The sequence below is a fragment of the Desulfovibrio sp. DV genome, from assembly GCF_001936595.1.
Taxonomy (GTDB): Bacteria; Desulfobacterota; Desulfovibrionia; order Desulfovibrionales; family Desulfovibrionaceae; genus Solidesulfovibrio.
Genome location: NZ_MLBG01000003.1, coordinates 1 through 20195 on the forward strand (window position 1 = coordinate 1; position 20195 = coordinate 20195).

The 20195-nt window shown below is 66.3% G+C and carries 13 protein-coding genes; 4 read left to right on the forward strand and 9 right to left on the reverse strand.

The window, feature by feature from the left end; translation table 11 throughout:
- Window positions 1–1313 (reverse strand): MATE family efflux transporter (locus tag DVDV_RS01335; protein WP_075352934.1); only part of this gene is annotated, 1313 nt, incomplete at its 3' end.
- A 142-nt stretch (window positions 1314–1455) separates the two neighbouring features.
- Here DVDV_RS01335 and DVDV_RS01340 point away from each other — a divergent pair.
- Window positions 1456–1842: a winged helix-turn-helix domain-containing protein gene (locus DVDV_RS01340; RefSeq protein WP_075352935.1), complete on the forward strand. Its 387-nt coding sequence runs from the start codon at window positions 1456–1458 to the stop codon at window positions 1840–1842.
- A 9-nt stretch (window positions 1843–1851) separates the two neighbouring features.
- Window positions 1852–3075, forward strand: a complete 1224-nt coding sequence (locus DVDV_RS01345) for an ABC transporter permease (RefSeq protein ID WP_139311472.1) — start codon at window positions 1852–1854, stop codon at window positions 3073–3075.
- 4 nt (window positions 3076–3079) lie between these two features.
- Here the strand turns inward: DVDV_RS01345 and DVDV_RS01350 are convergent, their stop codons facing one another.
- The 8 genes from DVDV_RS01350 to DVDV_RS01385 form a co-directional block, all read right to left on the reverse strand.
- Window positions 3080–4264 carry a glycosyltransferase family 4 protein gene (locus DVDV_RS01350; RefSeq protein WP_075352936.1) on the reverse strand — a complete coding sequence of 395 codons (1185 nt, stop codon included), beginning with the start codon at window positions 4262–4264 and terminating at the stop codon, window positions 3080–3082.
- A gap of 604 nt (window positions 4265–4868) precedes the next feature.
- The gene (locus DVDV_RS01355) at window positions 4869–6041 is read right to left on the reverse strand and encodes a glycosyltransferase family 4 protein (RefSeq protein ID WP_075352937.1); all 1173 of its coding nucleotides are present in this window, start codon (window positions 6039–6041) and stop codon (window positions 4869–4871) included.
- Window positions 6042–8255, reverse strand: coding sequence for an SDR family oxidoreductase (locus DVDV_RS01360; RefSeq protein ID WP_075352938.1), 2214 nt, complete (start codon window positions 8253–8255; stop codon window positions 6042–6044).
- Window positions 8252–9160: a decaprenyl-phosphate phosphoribosyltransferase gene (locus DVDV_RS01365; RefSeq protein WP_075352939.1), complete on the reverse strand. Its 909-nt coding sequence runs from the start codon at window positions 9158–9160 to the stop codon at window positions 8252–8254. The genes DVDV_RS01360 and DVDV_RS01365 overlap by 4 nt, the downstream gene beginning before the upstream one ends.
- A 58-nt stretch (window positions 9161–9218) precedes the next feature.
- Window positions 9219–12827: a hypothetical protein gene (locus DVDV_RS01370; protein WP_254845183.1), complete on the reverse strand. Its 3609-nt coding sequence runs from the start codon at window positions 12825–12827 to the stop codon at window positions 9219–9221.
- Window positions 12828–13223: 396 nt separating this feature from the next.
- Window positions 13224–13904 (reverse strand): phosphoribosylglycinamide formyltransferase, encoded by a 681-nt coding sequence (gene purN, locus DVDV_RS01375; protein ID WP_075352940.1) that lies wholly within the window; start codon window positions 13902–13904, stop codon window positions 13224–13226.
- Complete coding sequence (cobA, locus tag DVDV_RS01380; protein WP_075352941.1) at window positions 13901–15415, reverse strand: uroporphyrinogen-III C-methyltransferase; 1515 nt, start codon at window positions 15413–15415, stop codon at window positions 13901–13903. The genes purN and cobA overlap by 4 nt, the downstream gene beginning before the upstream one ends.
- 97 nt (window positions 15416–15512) lie before the next feature.
- Complete coding sequence (locus DVDV_RS01385; protein WP_075353015.1) at window positions 15513–15869, reverse strand: hypothetical protein; 357 nt, start codon at window positions 15867–15869, stop codon at window positions 15513–15515.
- A 143-nt stretch (window positions 15870–16012) separates the two neighbouring features.
- Between DVDV_RS01385 and DVDV_RS01390 the strand changes: the two genes are divergently transcribed.
- Complete coding sequence (locus tag DVDV_RS01390) at window positions 16013–16381, forward strand: hypothetical protein (RefSeq protein WP_075352942.1); 369 nt, start codon at window positions 16013–16015, stop codon at window positions 16379–16381.
- A 26-nt stretch (window positions 16382–16407) separates the two neighbouring features.
- Window positions 16408–20136, forward strand: a complete 3729-nt coding sequence (locus tag DVDV_RS01395) for an AsmA family protein (RefSeq protein WP_075352943.1) — start codon at window positions 16408–16410, stop codon at window positions 20134–20136.
- Window positions 20137–20195: the final 59 nt, after the last annotated feature.

Sequence of the window (20195 nt, forward strand, 5' to 3'; positions counted from 1 at the left end):
ACCATCGCCTGCACGGCCTGGGAAACGAACATGGAAATCCACACACCCTCGGCCCGGCCCAGGAGGCTATGCCCCAGGTAGAGGGCCACCGGCAACCGCACAAGCCAGATGGAACCGCCGGTGACGAACATGGTGTAAAGCGTCGCCCCGGCCCCGGTCATGGCCCCGATGAGTATAAGGCCGGCCACGGTAAAGGGAATGGCCGCCACGTTATATCGCAGATAAGAAACGGCTTCGGCTGCAACCGCCGGGTCCGGGGACAGGAAGGCCGCGGCCTCGGGCAGAAACGGCCACAGAGCCAGCCCCATGAGCGTGACGGCCACCACCCCGGCCACGGTGATGCGGTAGCCGACGCGCCGGGCGTCGTCGGGCCGGCCGGCCCCGATCAGGTTGCCGACCAGTATCGAGGCCGTGAAATTGAAGGCCATGGGCGGCAGAAACAGGATCGATTCCAGGCGCATGCCGGCCGACATGCCGGCCAGGGCGGCCACGCTTCCGGTCGGCAGGGAGCCGGTGATGGCAAACAGCACCAGATAGCCGGTGTGCCACACGATCTGCATCAGGCCCGACGGCCAGGCGACCTTGAACAGATAGGAACTGGCGCAACGCACCCAGCGCCAGCACGGGAACTGGCGGCGCTCAAGCATCCCCAGCCGCAACAGGGCCGCGAAGTTGAAAAGCATCCCGGCCGTGACCGAGGCAAAGGTGCTCCAGGCCACGCCGGCATAGCCGAAATCCGGCCACCCGAACGCCCCCAGGCCGAACCCGAAATCGCCCACGGCATTGAGCACGGCCGCCAGCCCCCAGGCGAAAAGCGGCACCATGACCAGCCGGCGCGCCCGAAAAAGCGCATTGGCAATGATGAAAAACGACTGGATGGGCAACAAAAGCAGCAGCACGGTGAGAAAATACCGGGCCGTCGGCAAAATCGGCTCCGGCACCTGGAGCAGGCGCAAGAACAGGTCGCGGGTGAACATCCCGCCGACCAGAATGACCAGCGAGGCGGCCACGCCGGCCAACAGGCACAGCCAGACATAGCGGTTGGCCCGGGCAAAGCGGCGCGCGCCCTCGGACTGGCTCACAGCGGCCACGGCCCCATTGGCCACGGCAGCGGCCAGCACCTGGAAAAAAAACATGGCCTGGGCCAGGACGCCGATCGCCGCCTGCGTCTCCCGATCAATGCGTCCGCCGACATACACGTCCACGAAACCGATGAGAAACGTCAAAAACATCATGAGGATCTGCGGCCAGGACAGGGACCAGATTTCGCGGAAACCCACCCCGGCGGCCAACAGTCCGTCCTTTTTTTGCATCAATCCTCCACGACCAGAAACAAGGCGTCTGCCGCGATACGGGACGCCGGGACCGGGGTCAACTCCCCCTTGGCATTTGCGGCCCGCAAAGGATAAGACATCGCCAGCAGGACGCCAGGGGGCTGGCTGCAATGGAGGGGCAATGCGCAACATCAGGGCCGTACAACGGCTGCACCTGTGGCTTGAGACCGGCGACGGCATGATGCTCGGCCTGGGCAGGATTCAGCTTCTGGAACTGGTCGAGGAACTCGGGTCGCTCAATAAGGCCGCAGCAGCCATGGGCATGTCCTACCGCGCCGCCTGGGGGCGCATGAAGCAGACCGAAACCGTGATCGGACAGCCGCTGGTCGAGCGCTCCGGGCCCAAAAAGGGCTTTCGCCTGACCCCCCTTGGCCACGACATCGTGCAGCTCTTTCGCACCTGGCACCGGGACGTGGAGACCTACGCCGTGGGCCGGGCCAAAGAACTTTTCCCCTGGGGCACCGAACCGTTTGCCGAGGACAGGCCCAAGACTTCCTCGACAGGCTAGGAAGCTCCCGTGCTTTTCAGCCTTCGCATTGCGCTTAAAGCCCTGGCCACCCACAAGATGCGCACGGTGCTGGCCATGCTGGGCGTCTTTTTGGGGGCGTTCGCCCTGACCGGCGTGCTGCACATCTCCCTGGCCATGGAGCAAAAGGCCGTCGAAGAGACGGAAAAGCTCGGCCCCAACCTGCTCATGGCCATGACCGGCAACATCCGCTTCCGCCGGGGCGACATCCGCCCGGACGCCGGCAACACCAATCTGAAGCTGCCAGACGCCGTGGCCCTCCTGCGCGGCCTGCCCTCGGCCGTGGACGGCGTGCCGTACCTGAGTTTTCCCATGCCCATCCGGTCGGCCAGCAAGAAGATCATGTGCCAGGTGGTGGCCACTTGGCCGGCCTATCCGTCGATTCGGGGCAACACGCCGCAATACGGACGTTTTTTCGACCAATCCGAAGAAGACGACAAGGCCCTGGTCTGCGCCCTGGGACCGGCCATCGCCAGCCGGCTGTTCGGGACGGCCGAGGCGGCTGTGGGCCAATCGGTCTTCATCTACCGGGCCCGGCTGCAGGTTGTTGGCGTCATGGAGGAAAAAGGCTCGGACATCTCCGGGGCCAACCAGGACGAACAGGTGTTCGTGCCGCTTTCCACCTACATGCGGCGCATGTCGAACAAGAATTACATCCACGGCGTGTATCTGCGGCTGGCTGACGGTGCGGATTTCGACGCCGCCCGGGAGGCTGCGGCCAGCATCCTGCGCCGGCGCCATGAGATCAAGACCGACAAGGGACAGGCCGACGACTTCAAGGTGCTCACCGGCAAGGACACCATGAACCTCAAGCAGCAGGCCCTTGATCTGGTGCAGACGCTGGGGTTTATCAGCTCGTCGCTGTCCTTTGGCATCGGGGGCCTGGGCATCCTGTCGATCATGATCCTGCTGGTGCGGTCCAGACGGCTGGAAATCGGCATCCGGCGGGCGGTCGGGGCCAGACGGGGGGATATCATCCGCCAGTTTCTCATCGAATCCGGCCTGATGGCCACGGTTGGCGGAGCCGCCGGCACGGCTGCGGCCCTGGCCGTGCTGCTGGTGGTCTACAGGCTGGGCGAATTTCCGAGCGTCTTTAACCCGATACTGATCGGCGGCGCCCTGGCCGGGTCGGCCGTGCTCGGCATCCTGGCCGGCGCCTACCCGGCCTGGCAGGCGGCCAATGTCGAGGTGTTAAGCGTGCTGCGGGACGAGTGAGGGGTTAGCGCCCCGTGACAAACCCCATTTCGCGCTCGGCAATGGCGGCCCAGTCAAAGGTGGCGGCGCGCTCCCGGGCGGTAGCCACGGCGCGTTCCCGCCGGGCCGGATCGTCCAGCAGGGCCAGCACCTCGGCGGCAAAGGTCGCTTCGTCCTCAAGGGCGGTCTTGACCATGCCGGTGGGGAAAATCTCTTTGTAAATCGGCAGGTCATAGGCCACGACCGGCAGCCCGCTGGCCATGGCCTCCACCGCCACCTGCCCAAAGCTCTCGTAGTGGCTCGGCATCAGAAAACAGCCGGCAGCCTTTAAAAGCCGCACCTTGTCCTCGCCCTGGCGAAACCCGAGCAGATCGACGGTGCCGGTCAGGCCGGCTGCGGCCACTTCCTGCTTGAGCTTGCCAAACCACCAGTCGCTGCCGCCGCCGATGATGCCAAGACGGCTGCCCGGACGCACTGCGCACACCCGCTTCCAGATGCGCACGAGATCATACAGGCCCTTTTGCGGATGCAGCCGGCCCAAAAAAATGCCGTCATAGACGGGGGTATCCGCCACCGGCGCAACACCGTCGAAAAAGGCCATGTCCACGCCCATGGTCACCACATGGACCCGCTGCGCCTCGGCTCCCATGGCAATCAGCGAATCCTTGTCCAGGGAATTGAGCACGAGCAGGGTGGCCCCGAAACGCTTGGCCAGCCACACGCTCGCCCACTGGGCCAGATAATAGAGCACGCCGCGAATCGAAGGCAGCTTCCACTTGCCGCCAAACACATTCTCATAGCCCTTAAACGGGTTGGGGGCGATCAAGAACACGCACACCACCAGCCGCGCGGTCGGATTTTTCCAGCGGCACAACAAGGCCGGCAGCAGATCGAACAGGAAATCCGACGGCGCATAGACCGCGTCCACACCCTTGGGATAACGGGCGAACGGACAGGTCAGGATGCGCCACAGGTACACGGCCAGCACGTTCCACAAGCGGTCCGATTCACTCGTAAACGGCTCCCAATGCACCTGCCAGGTGGCGGTCACGCCCTGGGACTCAAGCACGCCGATCTCGCGCCGGGGCAGCAGCATCTGAAGCTCCACGCCCTGCGCCAGCCAGCGCCTGGCTATCTCGGCAAACCGAACCTCGCTGCCGTCCCGATTCTTCGTATTCACCCGCCCCATCGCCGGCACGAATATACGCATAGAGGAGTCCTTATTGATGGTGGAGAAGGAGGAAGACCTGGGGGAGGGAACCCCTTTTTGGGAAAAAGGGGTTCCCTCCCCCAGACCCCCACCCTCCCCAAAAACTTTTAAAGGGGGTTACGGGAAAAGGATCTGTTGCCTGCAAAACTGCCCAGGCCGGGGCAACACACTCTTTTCAAAATACAGTCATCTAGTCGAGGCTGTTGCAGCCAAAACACGCCGGCTGCACCTGTGAAATGCTGCTTTCACTTTCTGCGGTGCAAAAACCGCTTCGAGCCCTGCCCCCGCCGCGGGCAACCCTATCCGATCGCTCCGGCTCCAAGCCCCTTCGGCCCCGCTTCGGGGCCGTGGCGAGTTGGGGGCGGCATTTGGGCCGATGAGCCTGCCGCGCCAGCGGCGGCAGCATCGGCCCAAATGCCGCCCCCATCTTCGACGGCTTCCCGCCGCCGTCTCTCTCCCAACCGCTTCCCGCATCACCGCCCGCCCAGGCGGGGGGTCCGGGGGGATCATCCCCCCGGCGGGTGCAGGGCAGCGCCCTGCCGGGGTCGTGGGGCAGCGCCCCAGCGGGGTCCGGGGCAGCGCCCCGCTCTTCGCTCTTCCCCGCTTATTCCCCCAACGTCTTCTCGTAGACCGCTTCCAGGCGGGCGGCCACGGCGGGCCAGTTGAGTTCTTCGGCAATGAGCCGTCTGGCGTTGTCGCGTTTGCGGTCGCGGCCGGCCTCGTCGGTCAGGGCGTGGACAATGGCCCGGCCGAAGGCGGCGGTGTTACCGACGGGGGCGGTATAGCCGCAGTCGTGGGCTTCCATGATGCGTTTGATTTCGCCCACGGCGTTGGAGACGACGGGCACGCCCGAGGCCAGATAGTCGCCGAAACGGATGGGGAAGCGGGCTTTTTCGATGGGATCGTCATCCATGGGGAGGAGCAATGCATCGGAGGCGGCCAGATAGCGCGGCACGTCGGTGGGCGGTTTTTCGCCGATTTGGACGATATCCGGGGCAAAGCGTTCCTCGTAGGGCTTCATGCGGGCCTTGAACTCGTCGGAGATGTGCATTTTGCCGAGGAACAGGAGCTTGACGCCGGGCACGGCCTCGCGGGCGACGGCGTAGGCGTCGAGGAGCGCAAAAAGCGATTCGGTATAGGTGTGGCCCATGGACAGCAGCACCTTGTCGTCGGGGGCAAGTCCCAGGGCGGCCCGAGCGGCCTGCTTGTCGGGCATATCGAGCCGGACGGTCGGGCAATTGGGGATGTAGTGGATTTTATCGTCGGGCAGACCGGCGGTGCGAAACTTCTGGATGAGGATTTCGCTGGCGGCGGTGGCCTGATCGGCCAGACGCGGCAGGTGGTCCTCGGTGAAATTGTAGAGCAGGCGCACGGGGCCGGGGTGCTGGTCAATAAAGCCGCCTTTCCACATGTCGTCGTGGTCGAGGACGATCTTGACCTTGGGCTTTAAAATGCTGGTCACCAGCGTCGGAAAGCTGATGGGATGCAGCGGAAAGGCGAAGGAATGCAGAATATCCATGGGCGTGCGCAGGCACTCGTGGGTATTGAGCAGCATCCGCAGGGTATGGCCGGTGTGGTAGGTGGCGACGTTGACGCGGGGGAGAAAGCGGATGCGAAGTCCCCCTTCCTTGCGCTCGGTGGTGCGAAGCGTTGCTTCGCGCGAGGCGCACACCAGGGTCACGTTGTGGCCGCGATCGGCCAGATGGCGGCCCAGGTGGTAGCAACGAAAGTAGGTGCCGTAGCGTTCCGGATTGTGATTTAAAAACAGTATATTCATTTAGAGATTCGTTTTGACGAAGAGTTTTTCCGGGAGCGCCCGCACGACTGTCATGATGGGTCGCCAGAACCAGGGAGTGTAGAGGATGGACTTCTTGTCGTGGATGGCCTTGTGGATATCGGCAGCCACCCGGTCGGGGGTGGCGGTCAAGCGGGCCGGAGTCGGGGCGGCAGCGGTCATGCGGGTCTTGGTCCAGCCGGGCAGCACGGTCAGGACCTCGACGCCGGTGCCGGCGAGGCGGTGGCGCAGTCCGGCCAGGGCCACGGTGAGGCCGGCCTTGGCCGCGCCGTAGATGTAGTTGCTCTTGCGGCCGCGTTCGCCGGCCGGGGAGGACAGGCCCACGATGGTGCCGTGCCCGCGCCGGGTGAAGCGGTCGGCAATGATTTCAAGGAGCGACAGGGCGGCGGTGAAGTTGGTGTCAATGACGGTGCGGGCGGCGGCAAAGTCGCTCTGGCCGGCCTTCTGGTCGCCAAGCAGGCCAAAGGCGATGACAACGACGTCGGGCATGGGGTCCAAGGCATCGAAGAAGGTGGCGTGGCTGGCGAAATCCAGGGCGTCAAAAGACCACACGGCCACGGTGGCGTCACTGTCCTTGGCGATTTCCCTGGCAGCGGCGTGCAGGCGCTCCTGATCGCGCGAGGCCAGGACGAGGTTGGCCGTATCCTTGGCGATGAACTGCCGGGCCAGGGCCTGGGCGATGTCCGAACCGGCCCCGAGGATGCAGACGGTTGGCGGCGTCCCGTCCGGGGTCAGGCCCTTGGGCCGTTTGGGCGGCAGCAGGGTGTTTTTGAGCAGGCGCAGGCCGAACCGGGCATAGTTGGCCAGGATTTTGGGGTTGCCGCCGGCTTGGAGCAGCTTGCGGCCGATGTAGGACGGGCGCAGGTGGAAATCGAGCAGCGTTTTTTTGCGAAAGGCCTCGATTTCCTCCATGGACAGGGTGGCCGTGCCCACGGTCGGGGCATTGAAATAATCCTTGCCGAGGACCGAACCGGGGAGCAGGCCCTCCTCCCGGGCGATTTCGTTTAAGCGCGTGCCATAATAGGGAATGGCGATGTGTAGCTCGAGGAAATCGTTGTCCAGTTCGAAGATATGCCGACGCGTGGCTTCGAGGTGCTCGCGGCTTTCCCAGGGCAGGCCGATGAGGAAAAAGCCGAAGGTCAAAAGCCCGGCTTCCTTGGCCCACCGGGTGGCCTGGATGTTGTCGTTGATTGTTGTGTTCTTGTGGATGCGGGTCAGGGTCTCGGGGCTGCCGGACTCGTAGCCAAAGGCCACCAGCCAGCAGCCGGCCTTTTTCATGAGGACGAGCGTGTCGGCATCCAGCGGCTTGACCTTGGAGTTGGCCACCCAGCGGATCTTGCCGCCAAGGGGGGAATCAAGGATGGCCTGGCACACGGCCTTGGTCCAGGCCGGGTCGAAGGTGAAGGTGTCGGACTTGAAGAAAAAATCGCGGATGCCGTGGTTGTCGTAGCAGTCGGCCAGCTCGGCCAGAATGTTTTCCGGGGAGCGTAGGCGCAGCTTCTTGCCGGAAATCTTCGGGGTCATACAAAAGATGCAGGCCGAGGGGCAGCCGCGCGAGGTGGCAATGGTGGCCTGGGGTTCGCCGGTGTCCGGACGGGCATAGAGGGCGTTTTTAATGAGGCTTCTGTCCGGAAAAGGCAGGCTGTCGAGGTCGGTCTCCCAGGAGGCGAAATCGGTCTTGGCCCAGCCGTCGCCATCCCGGTAGAGGATGCCGCGAATGGCCGGCACGGCGGCCGGATCGTCAAAATGGGCCTTGGCCAGCCGGCCGACGATGAAATCCGACTCCAGGCCGATCAGGTAGGTGACGTCGGCGAGGTCGAGCTGGGCCAAAAGGGCCGGCGCGGGATCGAAAAAGATCGCGCCCTTGAGCATGACCATAAGCTCCGGCTTTCTGGCCTTTAAGGCCCGCACCAGGACGAGATCGTTAAAGATCGTGGAGTTGGTGATGCTGACGAAGATGCCGTCCGGGTTTTCCCGGTCAAAATCGGCCAGGAGATCGTCCGGGGCGCAGCGCTCGGTCTGGTAGTCGCGCAAAAAGACGGCAAAGCCTTCTTTCTGAAGCGTGGCGGCGGCATAGCCCAGGTCGTTGGGGGCGCGCATGGACGTGGCCGTGGACTGTTCCACGTTGCCCTGGGAACGGTCCTCGCCGCGCTGGTAAAACCGCCCGGGCGGATAGAACAGCATGATTTTCTTCATGGATTCCGGACACGCTCCACATACAGGATAAGGTAGAAACTGACGATCCAAAGAACCAGCGAGGCCTGGATGAAGCCGTCGCGCAACAGCACCAGGGTCGGTGAACCGCTTTTGCACTCGACCAGGGTAATCTGCAAGTAGCGCAGGACGCCCAAGATCACAAAAATCGTGGTCAGGTACAACTTGTCCGAGCCATGCTTGGCAATGACCTCGGGGGAAAGCGTGTAGAGGATGTAGCTGACGATGACAACCGCAGCCATGAGCATCATGGAGGCGGTGACGAACTCCAGATTGTAGCCGTCCAGGGACCGGCGCGTTTTTTCGCAGCCGGCGGCGGACAAGAGCAGATCGTCGCGACGTTTGGCAAAGCCGAGAAACAGCGCCAGCAGGAAAGTCATGAGCACGATCCAGTGGCTCGGCGTTATGCCGGTGACCACGCCGCCGGCAAAGACCCGCAGCACGAAGCCAATGGCGATGCAGGCCAAATCGATGAGCGACTTGTGCTTGAGGCCAAAACTGTACAGCCCATTGATGGCCAGATAGCCGGCCAGGATGGCGCAAAAGCCGCCGGACCCGAGCAGGGCCGTCAGCCCGGCCGATCCGGCCAGGAGCACCCCGGCAAAGGCCAGTCCCTGCCCCGGAGTCAGCGCGCCTGAGGCCAGGGGCCGGTTGCGCTTGGTCGGGTGGGCCCGGTCTTCCTCGATGTCTTTTAAATCATTGACGACATAGACGGCGCTGGCCGCCAGGCAAAAGGCGGCAAAGGCCAGACAGGCGCTATAAAGCGCCGCCGGGTCGGTCAGCTTCCAGCCGAAAAAAAGCGGCAGGAAGACAAAGGCGTTTTTGATGTACTGGTGCGGCCGGGCGAGCTTTAGAAAGGACGCCGGGCGCGATGGTGGCTTGGACATAACACTCCAACCGGCTCTCGTCCGGGAGGCCGGACCATAGCCGGGATCGGCCCGGGCTTCAATCGCTGCGGCCGGCCTTGCCTCGGCCCGGCAGCAGATCGGGCAGCCAAAGGGCCAGGGCCGTGAGGATCAGGACGATCCAGGCCGCATTCATGACGGGCACCAGCCGGGCCATGAGGGCCTCGTCGCGGTACACAAGCTCGGCCGGGCCGGACGCATCCGGCGGCAGGGCGTACATGTTGACAAATCCCAGGCCCTTGACCGGGGCCAGGGTCTTGCCGGCGACCGTGAGTTGCCAACCGGGATGAAACGCTTCGGAAAAGACCAGATAGCCACCACCCGCAGGCAGAGCCAACCGGTAGCGGCCGGCGTTTTGCCGGGTGTAGGCCACGGCCGGGCTGGCCGGGCCGGGTCCGGCGGCGGCAGCGGCGGTCGAAAGCTCCACGGCGTCGCAGGCCACGCCGGCCGGGCCGTCCAGGGCCAGATGCACCAGCCCGGCGGCGTCCGGCGAAACCGGCCCGGCTGCGACGACATTTTGGCCATCGCGGGTCAGACGAAACCGCCGGCCGTCGGCCAGGGCCACCGCTTCCCCGGCCCGGCCCACCAGCCGCAACACGGCCTGATAGGTCCCGGGCCGGGGCACCGGCAATTCCAACGTGGCCGGCAACCGGGCCGCCGCGCCAAAAGACAGCACCGCCCCGCCCGGCACCGGCGTATGGGCGACCAGCCGCATGGGCTGGTTGGGCGAATTGACCTGGGAGGAAAGCTGGGCCTGGCGCATGGCAAACCGGATGGTGACGGTGGTGGCCGGGCCTTTGATCTCGGAGACGACCTTGCGCTTGTAAACGTCCTCCCAGCGGTCGTCGTGGGAGCCTTCAACGCGGTACAGCAGCGTTGACGGGCCGCCGTCCACGGACACCGAGGCAGCCACGTAGGAGGTCACCACCGGATCGCCAAAAAGGCGGGGATAGCTTTCGAGCGTCAACGACGGGACCGGCTCGGGGAAATTGACTGTGTAGACCACTTCACCGGGCGAGTCGCCCTCGACGGCCACCACCCCGGCTCCGCGGGGATCGGCCAGATCGATGCGGGCGTTTTCACTGGTTGCGGCCACACCCGCGCCCTGGGCCAACAGCGGCACGAAGACCTTGGGGGCCATGGGCGACACCGGCGAAACCGTGGCCTCTTCGGCCTCGGCCACCAGCCGGACATCCCCCCCGGCCACGGCGGCCAGCCGGGCCACGGCCGCCTCGTAGGCTTCCTCAGGCACGGCCAGCAGCCCCGAAACGACAATACCCCGGCCGGGGATGGCCACTTCCAGGGCATGGGGCGGTCCCGGCTCAAAGGTGGCCGTGCCGCAGTCGATCCAATCCAGGCCCCGGCCAAGGGGGCCGGCGGCAAGCTCGGCCACGGGCGCGCCGTCCAGGCTGACCACGGCCGTGCCGGCAAAGCTCTCGGACCCGGCCCGCAGGAACAGCCGCCACGAGCCATGGCCGATGAGCGAAAAGCGCACCACTCCCGGCCCGTCGCTGACCTTGGCCGCCTTGTCGAGGGGCGAACCGCCGTGGCGGGGATCATCCAGGGCACGCGGGGCGAGCGGCCCAAACGCGCCTTCGGCCACGGCCTGGGCCGCCGTCTGGTAGGCATCGGCCGGCAGATAGGGCAGGAGCAGCTCCGGCCCGCCGCGCCCGGACAGGGTGACGCCGCCAAAACCCGCGCCCAGGCCGGCCAGCTCGGCTTCGGTTGCGTCGGCTCCAAACAGCAGGGCCGCATCCCCGTCCTGGGGCCGGGTGCTGTTGGCCAGGGCCAGGAGCAGGGGGAAACCGCCAGCCGCCAGCCGGGCCTTTGGGGCCAGACGCAGCCGGGGCAGGAAATCGGTGTTGCGCAGCACGGCCTCGGGCGGCGCGGCCAGTTCCGGGTCCGGAATCAGGTCGCGCTGGGCGGCAATGAACGGGCCGATCAGGTCGCCCGGGTCAAACAGCGTCTCCGGGCCGCGCTTGGTGGTCGGCATCCAGCCAAAGGGGCTGTAGGACAGGTAGGGATTGGTCTGGTTGTAGATGACCCGTTTGACCGCCGCCAGGCCAAGCAGCCGGCCAAAGGCGTCGGTGACCGGCCAGGGACGGTGGAGCAGGCCGAGCAGATAGAGGCTGTAGGGCTCGCCGATATACGTTGGCCCCATGATGGCGTCCTTGCCAAGCAGGGCGAAATTGCGGGTCAGGCCGTTGTCCGGCGGCTCGGGCACATCCCCGGTGGGACCGGCGATGGTCGGCCACACCGTCACCCGGTAATCTTCCGGATCGTTGGTGAAAAACTGCGAGAGCCTGCCCTCGGCCGGGGACAGCGGCTGGGGCATAAGGGCCATGGTCTGGGAAGTGGCGTTTTGCGGGCGGGTGAGCTGTCCGGTCCAGTAGGGATGCAGATAAACGGCCAGCGCCCCGGTGGCAAAAACGACGGCAGCCGTCCGGCCGCGGGCGCTTTGCCGGCCATAGTACAGCAGTTGGCCCAGCCCCAGGCCGGCCAAGAGCGACAGGCCGGCGTAATAGACCGGCAGCCAGCGGGCCGGCCGGGCCATCTGGAAAAAGAGAATCGGGACGCGGTTTAAAAACTTCTCGTAAAAGACCGCTCCGGCCAGGGTCTTATTGCCGGCCATGCAGACAAACCCGGCCAGCAGGCAGAAGGCGGCGAAATACTTAAGCCCCCGGTTGGGGCCTTTGGGGCCAAGCCCGACCAGGGCCAGCCCGAGCAGGGCCAGGGCGGCGGCCACCCATTCGGGATTGTCCTTGAGTGTGACCGGATAGGCATACTCCGTGCCCATGCCGTAATTATCGGTGTGCCCGAGCATGGCCTGGCGCAGCGGGGCGGAAAAACGGCGATAGATGCCCTGGTAATGGTCGTTGATCTCTTCCTTGGTCTGGTGGTGCTTGAAATCCGCGGCATGAATGATGGAACTGGCGGCCGGCACCAGCCAGTGCAGATGGAGAAAAAGGGCCACAAACCCGGCCATGGCAAAGGCCAGGGCCGGCCGGGCCGAGCGCCGGGCCATGGTCTCGCCGAGAGCCAGAAAAAAGGTGAACGACCCGTAAAAGACAATGCCAAACGGCGAGGCGGAGCAGGCCAGCCCGCCAAGCAGTCCGGCGGTGAGCGACAAGGCGAAAAACCGGCGCAGCGAGGCCGCGCCCCCTGCCCGGGACAGGAGCAGCAGCACCCAGGGCAGCAGCGCCAGGACAAAGCCGCTCTCCTCCACATGCCCGGCCACGGTCATGGAAAACTGGCGCGGATTGAAGGCATAGAGCATGGCCGCCAGCACCGACGGCGCAAGGCCCAGGCCCAGAAGCCGGCACAGGGCCACGATGCCGCCGGCTCCCACCACGGCATAGACCGGCCCTTCCCAGCGCACGATGACCGGGCCGCCAAGATGCGACCCCAGGTCGCGGGTGACGATGTCGAACCAGCGGGTGATGCCGGAAAATGCGCCCGGCGCCCCCATGTCGTACTTCGAGGCCCAGGCGTGCTTGGAGATGTCGGCCACCTGGCGCATCTCTTCCGGGAACGGAGTCGGCACGCGGTCCCAGTTCTGATAGACGTGGCCCGGCGTCCAGAGGATGCCGCGCCAGGCGATGAGGGCGAAAACGGCGACGAAAACAAGCGCCCAGTACTGTCGTTTCATAGGGAGAACGGGAAGGAATGGGGAGAGGAAATGAGGAAGACCAGGGCGCTGCCCTGGACCCGCCGGGGGGGATAATCCCCCCCGGACCCCCTTGTCCGGGTTAATTGACAAAATGTAATACGCATTGTGTTACGCAACGTCGTCAGTTTCGAAAATAAAAACCAGGACACGTTGTGCCTTCGGCACCGGCCGATCAAATCAACGCATCCCAGGTGGGTTGCCAAACGGTGGCTTCCGTCAGGCCCAGGTTCCGGCTCTCCCGGTTCCCAGCCGACCAGCTTGCCAGCCATCGCCAAGAACCCCTTTAAAAACTTTCCCCGTCGGGGGGTCCGGGGGGATCATCCCCCCGGCCGCCGGAGGCATCTTCGTCTTCTCTTCGCCTTCCCGCTCCCCTCGCTAAAATCCTGCCTCCAGGGCCGGGCTGACCAGACAGGGCATGGCGTCGGCCATGTCTGCTTTCGGCATATCGGCCGGGGCGAGGCGGGTTTTGCGGCCGTGGATACTGAGGCGGCCGGTGGCCAGCCAGTGGATGGCCTGGGGGTAGATGCGGTGTTCCAGGGTCATGATGCGCCCGCCGAGGCTTTGGGCGTCGTCGTCGGGGAGCGCCGGCACGGCGGCCTGGATGACGATGGGGCCGTTGTCCATTTTTTCGTCCACGAAGTGGACGGTGGCGCCGGCGATGGTCACGCCGTAGCCGGCGGCCTGCCCCTGGGCGGCAAGGCCGGGGAAGCCCGGCAGCAGGGCCGGGTGGATATTGAGGATACGGTCGCGGTAGGCGGCCACGAAATCGGCCCCGAGCAGGCGCATGAACCCGGCCAGGACAACGGCTTCGGCACCGGAGTCGCGCACGGCGGCGAGCAGCGCCGCGTCGTAGGCGCTCCGGTCGGGGAAGGCGGCGTGGGGCAAAAGAGCGGTGGCGAGGCCGTGGTTTTGAGCCCGGGCCAGGGCGTAGGCCTCGGCCTTGTTGGAAACGACGGCTGTTATGCGCGCCGCAAGGACGCCGTCCTCGATCCGGTCAATGATGGCTTGCAGATTGGAGCCGGAACCGGAAACGAGGACGGCGACGGGCAGGGTCATGACGACGGTCTCGCGTCGGCGATGACGGCTTCGGCCAGGGCCGGCACGGTGTAGGCGGCGGCGCTGACGTCCGGGGTAAAGCCGTATTCGGCCAGGGTGGCGGCGGTGATGGGGCCGATGCAGGCGGTTTTGACCTGCGAGGCTTTGAGCACCTCGGCCGGGATCTGGGCGAAGAAGTTTTTGACGGTGGAGGACGAGGTGAAGGTGACGTAGTGGATGTCGCCGGCTTTGATGGCCTCGATCAGTTCGGCCGGGTCCTGGTCCACGGGCCGGGTGTCATAGACCGGCAGCACGGTGACGGCACAGCCAGCCTCGGTGAGCTTTTCCGGCAGCACGTCGCGGGCTTCGCGAGCCCGGGGGATGAGCACTTTTTTGCCCTGGACGTCGCGGCTGAGCAGCCCTTCGACCACGGACTCGGCCACGAAGCGTTCGGGCAGGAAATCGGCCCGCAGTCCACGCTCGGCAAGTTTTTTGGCCGTAGCCGGTCCGATGGCCGCCACCTGGATGCCGGCAAAGGCCCGGGCGTCGAGATCTTTGGCGTCCATGCGCTCGAAAAAACAGTCCACGCCGTTGGCCGAGGTAAAGACGACCCAGTCGTATTCGTACAGGGCGTCAATGGCCGCATCCACCGGGGCGACATCGGTGAGCGGCGCAATCTCGATGGCCGGGAATTCGAAGCAGCAGGCCCCTTCGTCGGCAAGCAGGCGGGTTAAATCGCTGGCCTGTTCGCGGCTGCGGGTGACGACCACGCCCTTACCCAGCAGCGGGCGCTTTTCGTACCAGGCAAGGGTCTCGTGCAGCCCGACCACGCCGCCGACAACAAAGAGGGACGGCGGGGCAAAGCCGTGCTTTTTGGCTTCCTCGGGCATGGTGGCGACCGTGGCCACAAGGCTCTTGTGGCGGCAGGTGGTGCCCCAGCGCACGAGGGCGGCCGGGGTATCGCCGGACATGCCGGCCTTCATGAGATTTTCCGTGATGTGCGGGAGGTTTTTGACCCCCATGAAAAAGACCAGGGTGGAGCCGGACTGGGCAAAGGCCGCCCAGTTGAGCGAGCTTTCGGCCTTGCTCGGGTCTTCGTGGCCGGTGATGAACGACACCGACGAGGTGAACGAGCGGTGGGTGATGGGGATGCCGGCATAGGCCGGCGCGGCCACGGCCGAGGTCACGCCGGGCACGACCTCGAAATCGCAGCCCGCGGCAATGAGCTCTTCGGCTTCCTCGCCGCCCCGGCCGAAGACAAAGGGATCGCCGCCCTTTAAGCGGGCCACCATCTTGCCGGACTTGGCCATGTCCACGAGCAGGTCGTTGATCTTGTCCTGGGGCAGGGTGTGGTCGCCGCCCTTTTTACCGACATAGTATATTTCCGCGTCTTTGCGGCAGAAATCCAGAAAGGCCTTGTTGGCCAGATAGTCGTAGACCACGACGTCGGCGCGCGACAGGAGATCCTTGCCACGCAGGGTCAAAAGGCCCGGATCGCCGGGACCGGCCCCGATAAGATACACTTTGGACATGGATTCGCCTTTGGATGGTTGGCTGTGACGGTACGGCCAAGCGGCATACCGGGGAACGGCCGCCGTTACAAGGGGGATGGCCCGTGCCGGCCCGGGATTACGGCCCGACGCGCCAGTTCGGGGCCTCGTCGCACAGGCACCGGTTGATTTCAAGATCGATCACGCAGCTGTCGGCCAACCGGTTCTCCGGAGCAAGGAGCATGGCCGCCCGGCCCTGGTCCGGCACCATGCCGTTGTTATAGAGGTAGCGCACGGTCACCACCTTGTTCCCGTCAGGACGCGGGGCAACGGACTCCACCCGGACTTCATACAGGCCAAGGTGGCTGCATTTGGCCCAGGCAGTGTTGAAAAGATGCAGGTATTTGGCTTCGCCGCCGCCGGTTTCCCGGGAGCAGCCGGCCAGGACAACCAGAAGCAGGACCAGGGGCACAAAGGCCGGAACAAGGCTTCGCATGAACGCTCCCATGGTGGCATCACGCCCGGTGATGGAATTTTTTCCCGGTTCTTCCATGGATTTCCGAAAACGGCAACCCCGGACGCCTTTGACTTCGGGCCGCTCTCGTAGCACAACAGCCCCGATTCCAAAGGAGGTTCGCCGTGCCGACGACCATAGTGGCGCGGGTGCTGCTCCTGGCTGTGTGCTGCCTGCTGTGTTGTGCGCCGGCATCGGCCCAGGACGATTACCGCACGGTGCTGGCCAACGAGGCCGGAGTGTTTCCGGGAGCCGAGTTCAAGCGGGTGATCCGATTTCCCAAAGCGACTGCCGTGCTGTTTGAGACCGGGGCCAGCCCGGCCGAGATCAGCGCCTATTATACAAAGGACATGGCCGCCAGGGGCTGGAAAGTCGAAGTCAGCGACGTCACTGACGGCGCTTCGTTTCTGCTGGCCACCAAAAACGGCCGGCGAGCCATCGTGGAAGCCCAGCGCGGCCTGCCCGGACGCACGGGATTTAGCGTCAGCCTGTAGCCTGCCCGGGTTCTGCTCCCATTCCCATGCCCAATTCCCATCCCGACGCCCCCCCGGCCAAACGCCGCTCCCGCCTGCCGCGACTGGCCGCCCTGCTGGCCGCCCTGGCTGTGGCCCTGGGCCTGGGCCTGCCCCTGGCCGCCCGGCAGGCCATCGGCCCCGAACGGTTGCGGGCCATCGCCGAACAGGCGCTGACCGACGCCCTGGGCCGGCAGGTGACCCTGGCCGGCGAAGTGACCGTCACCTTTACCCCCTGGCTCGGCCTGTCCATGGGACCGGTGGCCGTGGCCGACGCGGCCGGTTTTGGCGATGCGCCCATGCTCTCGGCCCGAAAGCTGGAGATGACCATCCAGATGTTGCCGCTTCTGGCCAAGGTGGTGTCGCCCGGCTCGGTGCGGGCCGACGATCTCACCTTGCACCTGCGCCGGCGGGCCGATGGCCGCTCCAACTGGGACGATCTGACCGCACCCCGGGACGCCTCGGCCGGTTCCGGCTGGACCGTCGCCCTCCAGCCCCGGGCCATCCGCCTGGAAAACGTCTCGGTGCGCTACGACGATGACGCAACCGGCCGCAGTCTGGCCGTCACCGGGGCCCGCCTGCGCACCGGGCTGGGCCAGCCGTTCAATTTTTCGGCCAGCTTCAACGCCGCCGGCATCCTGCCGGACACTTCGCTAGAATGCCATATGCAGGGCCGGGCCTCGCTTGACGCCGCCCTTGGCCGCATCGGCCTCACCGACACCCGGCTGGAAACGGCCCTGGTCGTTGCCGCCCCCCTGGTTCCCGGCGGCGCAGTCCCGGCCCGGCTGGTGTCGCGCCTCACGCTTAATTACGACCCGGCGGCCGCTGTCCTGTCCCTGACCGCCCTCGACGCCCGCGCCCCGGGCCTGCGGCTGACCGGCCAGGCCACGGTTACCGATCTGCCCGGTGCACCGAAACTGCGCACCGAGGCCAACCTCACCGCCGACATGAACGGCAACTGGCGCGACTTCCTCGGGCTGGCCGGCCCCGGCGATGGCGACAACCTCGTGGCCCCGCCCGTATCCGGCCAACTCCCTGCCGCCCTGGCCGATCCGCCGGACGCGGCCCTCGCCCTGGACCCGGCAGCCGCCGGACAGGCCCAGGCGGCCATCCTGGCCTCGGCCGATGCGGCCGGGCTGCGCCTGGAGCGCCTGGACCTGCGCCTGCCCCGGGGGAACATCACGGCCACGGGCGCGGCAACCTTTGGCCCGACGCCATCGCTTTCCGGCCAGATCACGGCCGATGACGTTCCCTTCGACACCCTGCCCCTGCCCGGCGGCAGCGGCGGCTGGCCCATCCCCGGCCCCTGGATTTTCGGCTGCGACCTCGACATCCGGGCCGCCGTGCACCGATCCACCATCGCCGGCCTGGCGGTTGCCGACGCCGCCGCCACCCTGCGCGGCGCCGGCGGCACGGTGCGGCTTTATCCGGCCTCGGCCGTGCTGCCGAGCGGCGGCGTGGCCTCGCTGGAGGCCCGGCTGACCGCCACGGGCGGCCCGGACGGCGGTCCCGGCTGCACCGTCACCGCCGCCCTGGCCCCGGGCGGGACCAAGGTCCGGTTTTCCGGCAGCCTCGACGCCACCGGTGCAGCCGGAGCCTGGTCCCTGACCAGCCCGGACCCGGCCGGGGCCGCCAAGCTCCTCGGTCTGGCCGGGCTGCCGGCTTCGCCCCTTGAAGCCAAGGGGCAGCTCACCCTGCTGGCCGGGCAATCCGGCCGCTGGTCGCTGGCCGGCCTGGAAGCCAGACTCGGCGACACAACCCTGCGCGGCCAACTGGGCGCAGCCGCCTCGCCGGCCGATGCCCTGGCCTTCGATCTGGCTGTTGAGAACCTGGACCTCGACCGCCTGCCCGTTGCCGGCAGCAGTCCGGGAAATGGCGGGAACCCCCTGCCCCGGGCCAAAGGCAAACTGCGCCTGGACCATGTGGCCACCCATGGCATCGAGGCCCGAAACACCGTCCTCGACCTGACCCTTGGCGATGGGGCCGTGACCGCTGCCGTGGAGAACGCCGAGGTCCTGGGCGGCAAACTGAGCGGCGTGGTCGAGCGGCTGGCCACCGGCCGCACCGCCGCCGCCCTGCAGCTCACCGGGGTCGAGGCCGGCAAGCTCCTGGGCAAGACCGGCCTGGCGCTGTCCGGTCCGGTAACGGCCAAGCTCGCCTTCGAGGCCGCCGGCTCGGCCAAGGGCCATCTCGGCGCGGTGTCCGCCAGCCTGGACGCCGAAGCGCCGCAACTCTTTCTCACCCGCTTGGGCCAGCGCCAGCCCGTGGCTGCGCCGAGGGCCAGCCTGGCGGTCAAAGGCCTGGAGGATGCCGACGGCTTTGACGGCGACCTCGTCGTGGCCGTGGCCTCAGCCGGGGTAAGCGGCGGAGCGGCCACCCTTGGCCTGCGTGAGCTGCGGGCAAGCCTTGCCGCGCCGATCTCCCTGGACCGTTCCGGGCGGCTCAAGGACACGCTGGCCGGCAAACTCGACGCCTCGGCCCTGGCCCGGCCGGCCGGCACCGACCGGGACATCCGGCTGACCCTGTCCGGCCCGGTGGCCGTGGAGCCATCCGGCGGCTTTACCGCCGGCGACCTGGCCCTCAATGCCGGCGGGGCGGCGGCCACGGCCAAACTCTGGCGCAAGGCCGACGAAACCGGCCCGACCCAGTTCACCCTGGAAACCGGGCAAATCCAGCCCCGGCAGGTGCTGCCGGCCTGGGGCGTGGCCATCTCGCCCGAGGTGCCGGCGGACAAACTGGCCCGGGCCTCGCTGTCGGCCGCCGGCTCGGCCGATGACAAGACCATCGTCATAAGCAAGCTGACCCTGGGCCTGGATGACACCCGGCTCACCGGCCACGGCTCCATGGACCGCAACGATCCCAGCCGCGGCAAATGGGAACTGTCCGTGGACCGCCTGGACCTCGACGCCTATTCCCCGCCCACGCCCGCAACCGCGCCGCCGTCTCTGGCCGAACGTCGCAAACCCCTTGATTTGAAGACACTGCGTGAGGCGGCCCTGGAAGCCAGGATTCATTTCGGCTGGCTCAAAAAAGGCAATGTGCTCTTTGACGCCAACACCGTGACCTTCAATACCAAAGGCGGGCTTTTCACCTACCGCCAGGAATCGCCGCGCTTTTACGGCGGCCGCATGTTCACCGAGGTGCGCGGCGACGCCCGGGACACGGCCCTTAAAACCATTGTCGAACTCAAGCTCGAAGGCATCGAGATCGCCCGCTTTCTGCATGACTGGATCGAGGGCGATTCTCTGGCCTCCGGGACCTGCACCTTTGTCGTGGCCGCCCGCACCAGCGGAGCCAACGAAGAACAACTGCGCGGCAATCTTGCCGGCAACGGCAGCCTCCAAATCACCCGCGGCGAACTCAAGGTGCGCGATCATGACCACAAGGTCGATGGCCAGCCCCAGGAAGAACGGGTCCCCTTCGACGTCTTCTCCTCCACCTGGACCGCCAGGGGCGGCGTGGCCTACAGCGACGACTTCCGCATCGAAGGCCAACGGATGCTGGTGGCCGGCAAGGGGCAGGTGGACCTGCGCGACGAGAGCATCAACCTGTCGCTCATGGCCACCCTGGCCGGCGGCAGCCAGGTGCCGGCCACCATCATCGGCCCCCTCGACGGTCCCAAGCTCACCATCGACCGCAGCCGCATCATCGGCGACATCGTCTACCGGGTGCTCCAGGGCATCGTCAGCATCCCCGGCAAAGCCGTCACCCGCATTCTGCAACTGCCCATGCGGTAGGGGACGTGGGGCGAGGGATGAGGGAAGAGGAAAGAGGAAAGAGAAAGAATGCCTCCGGC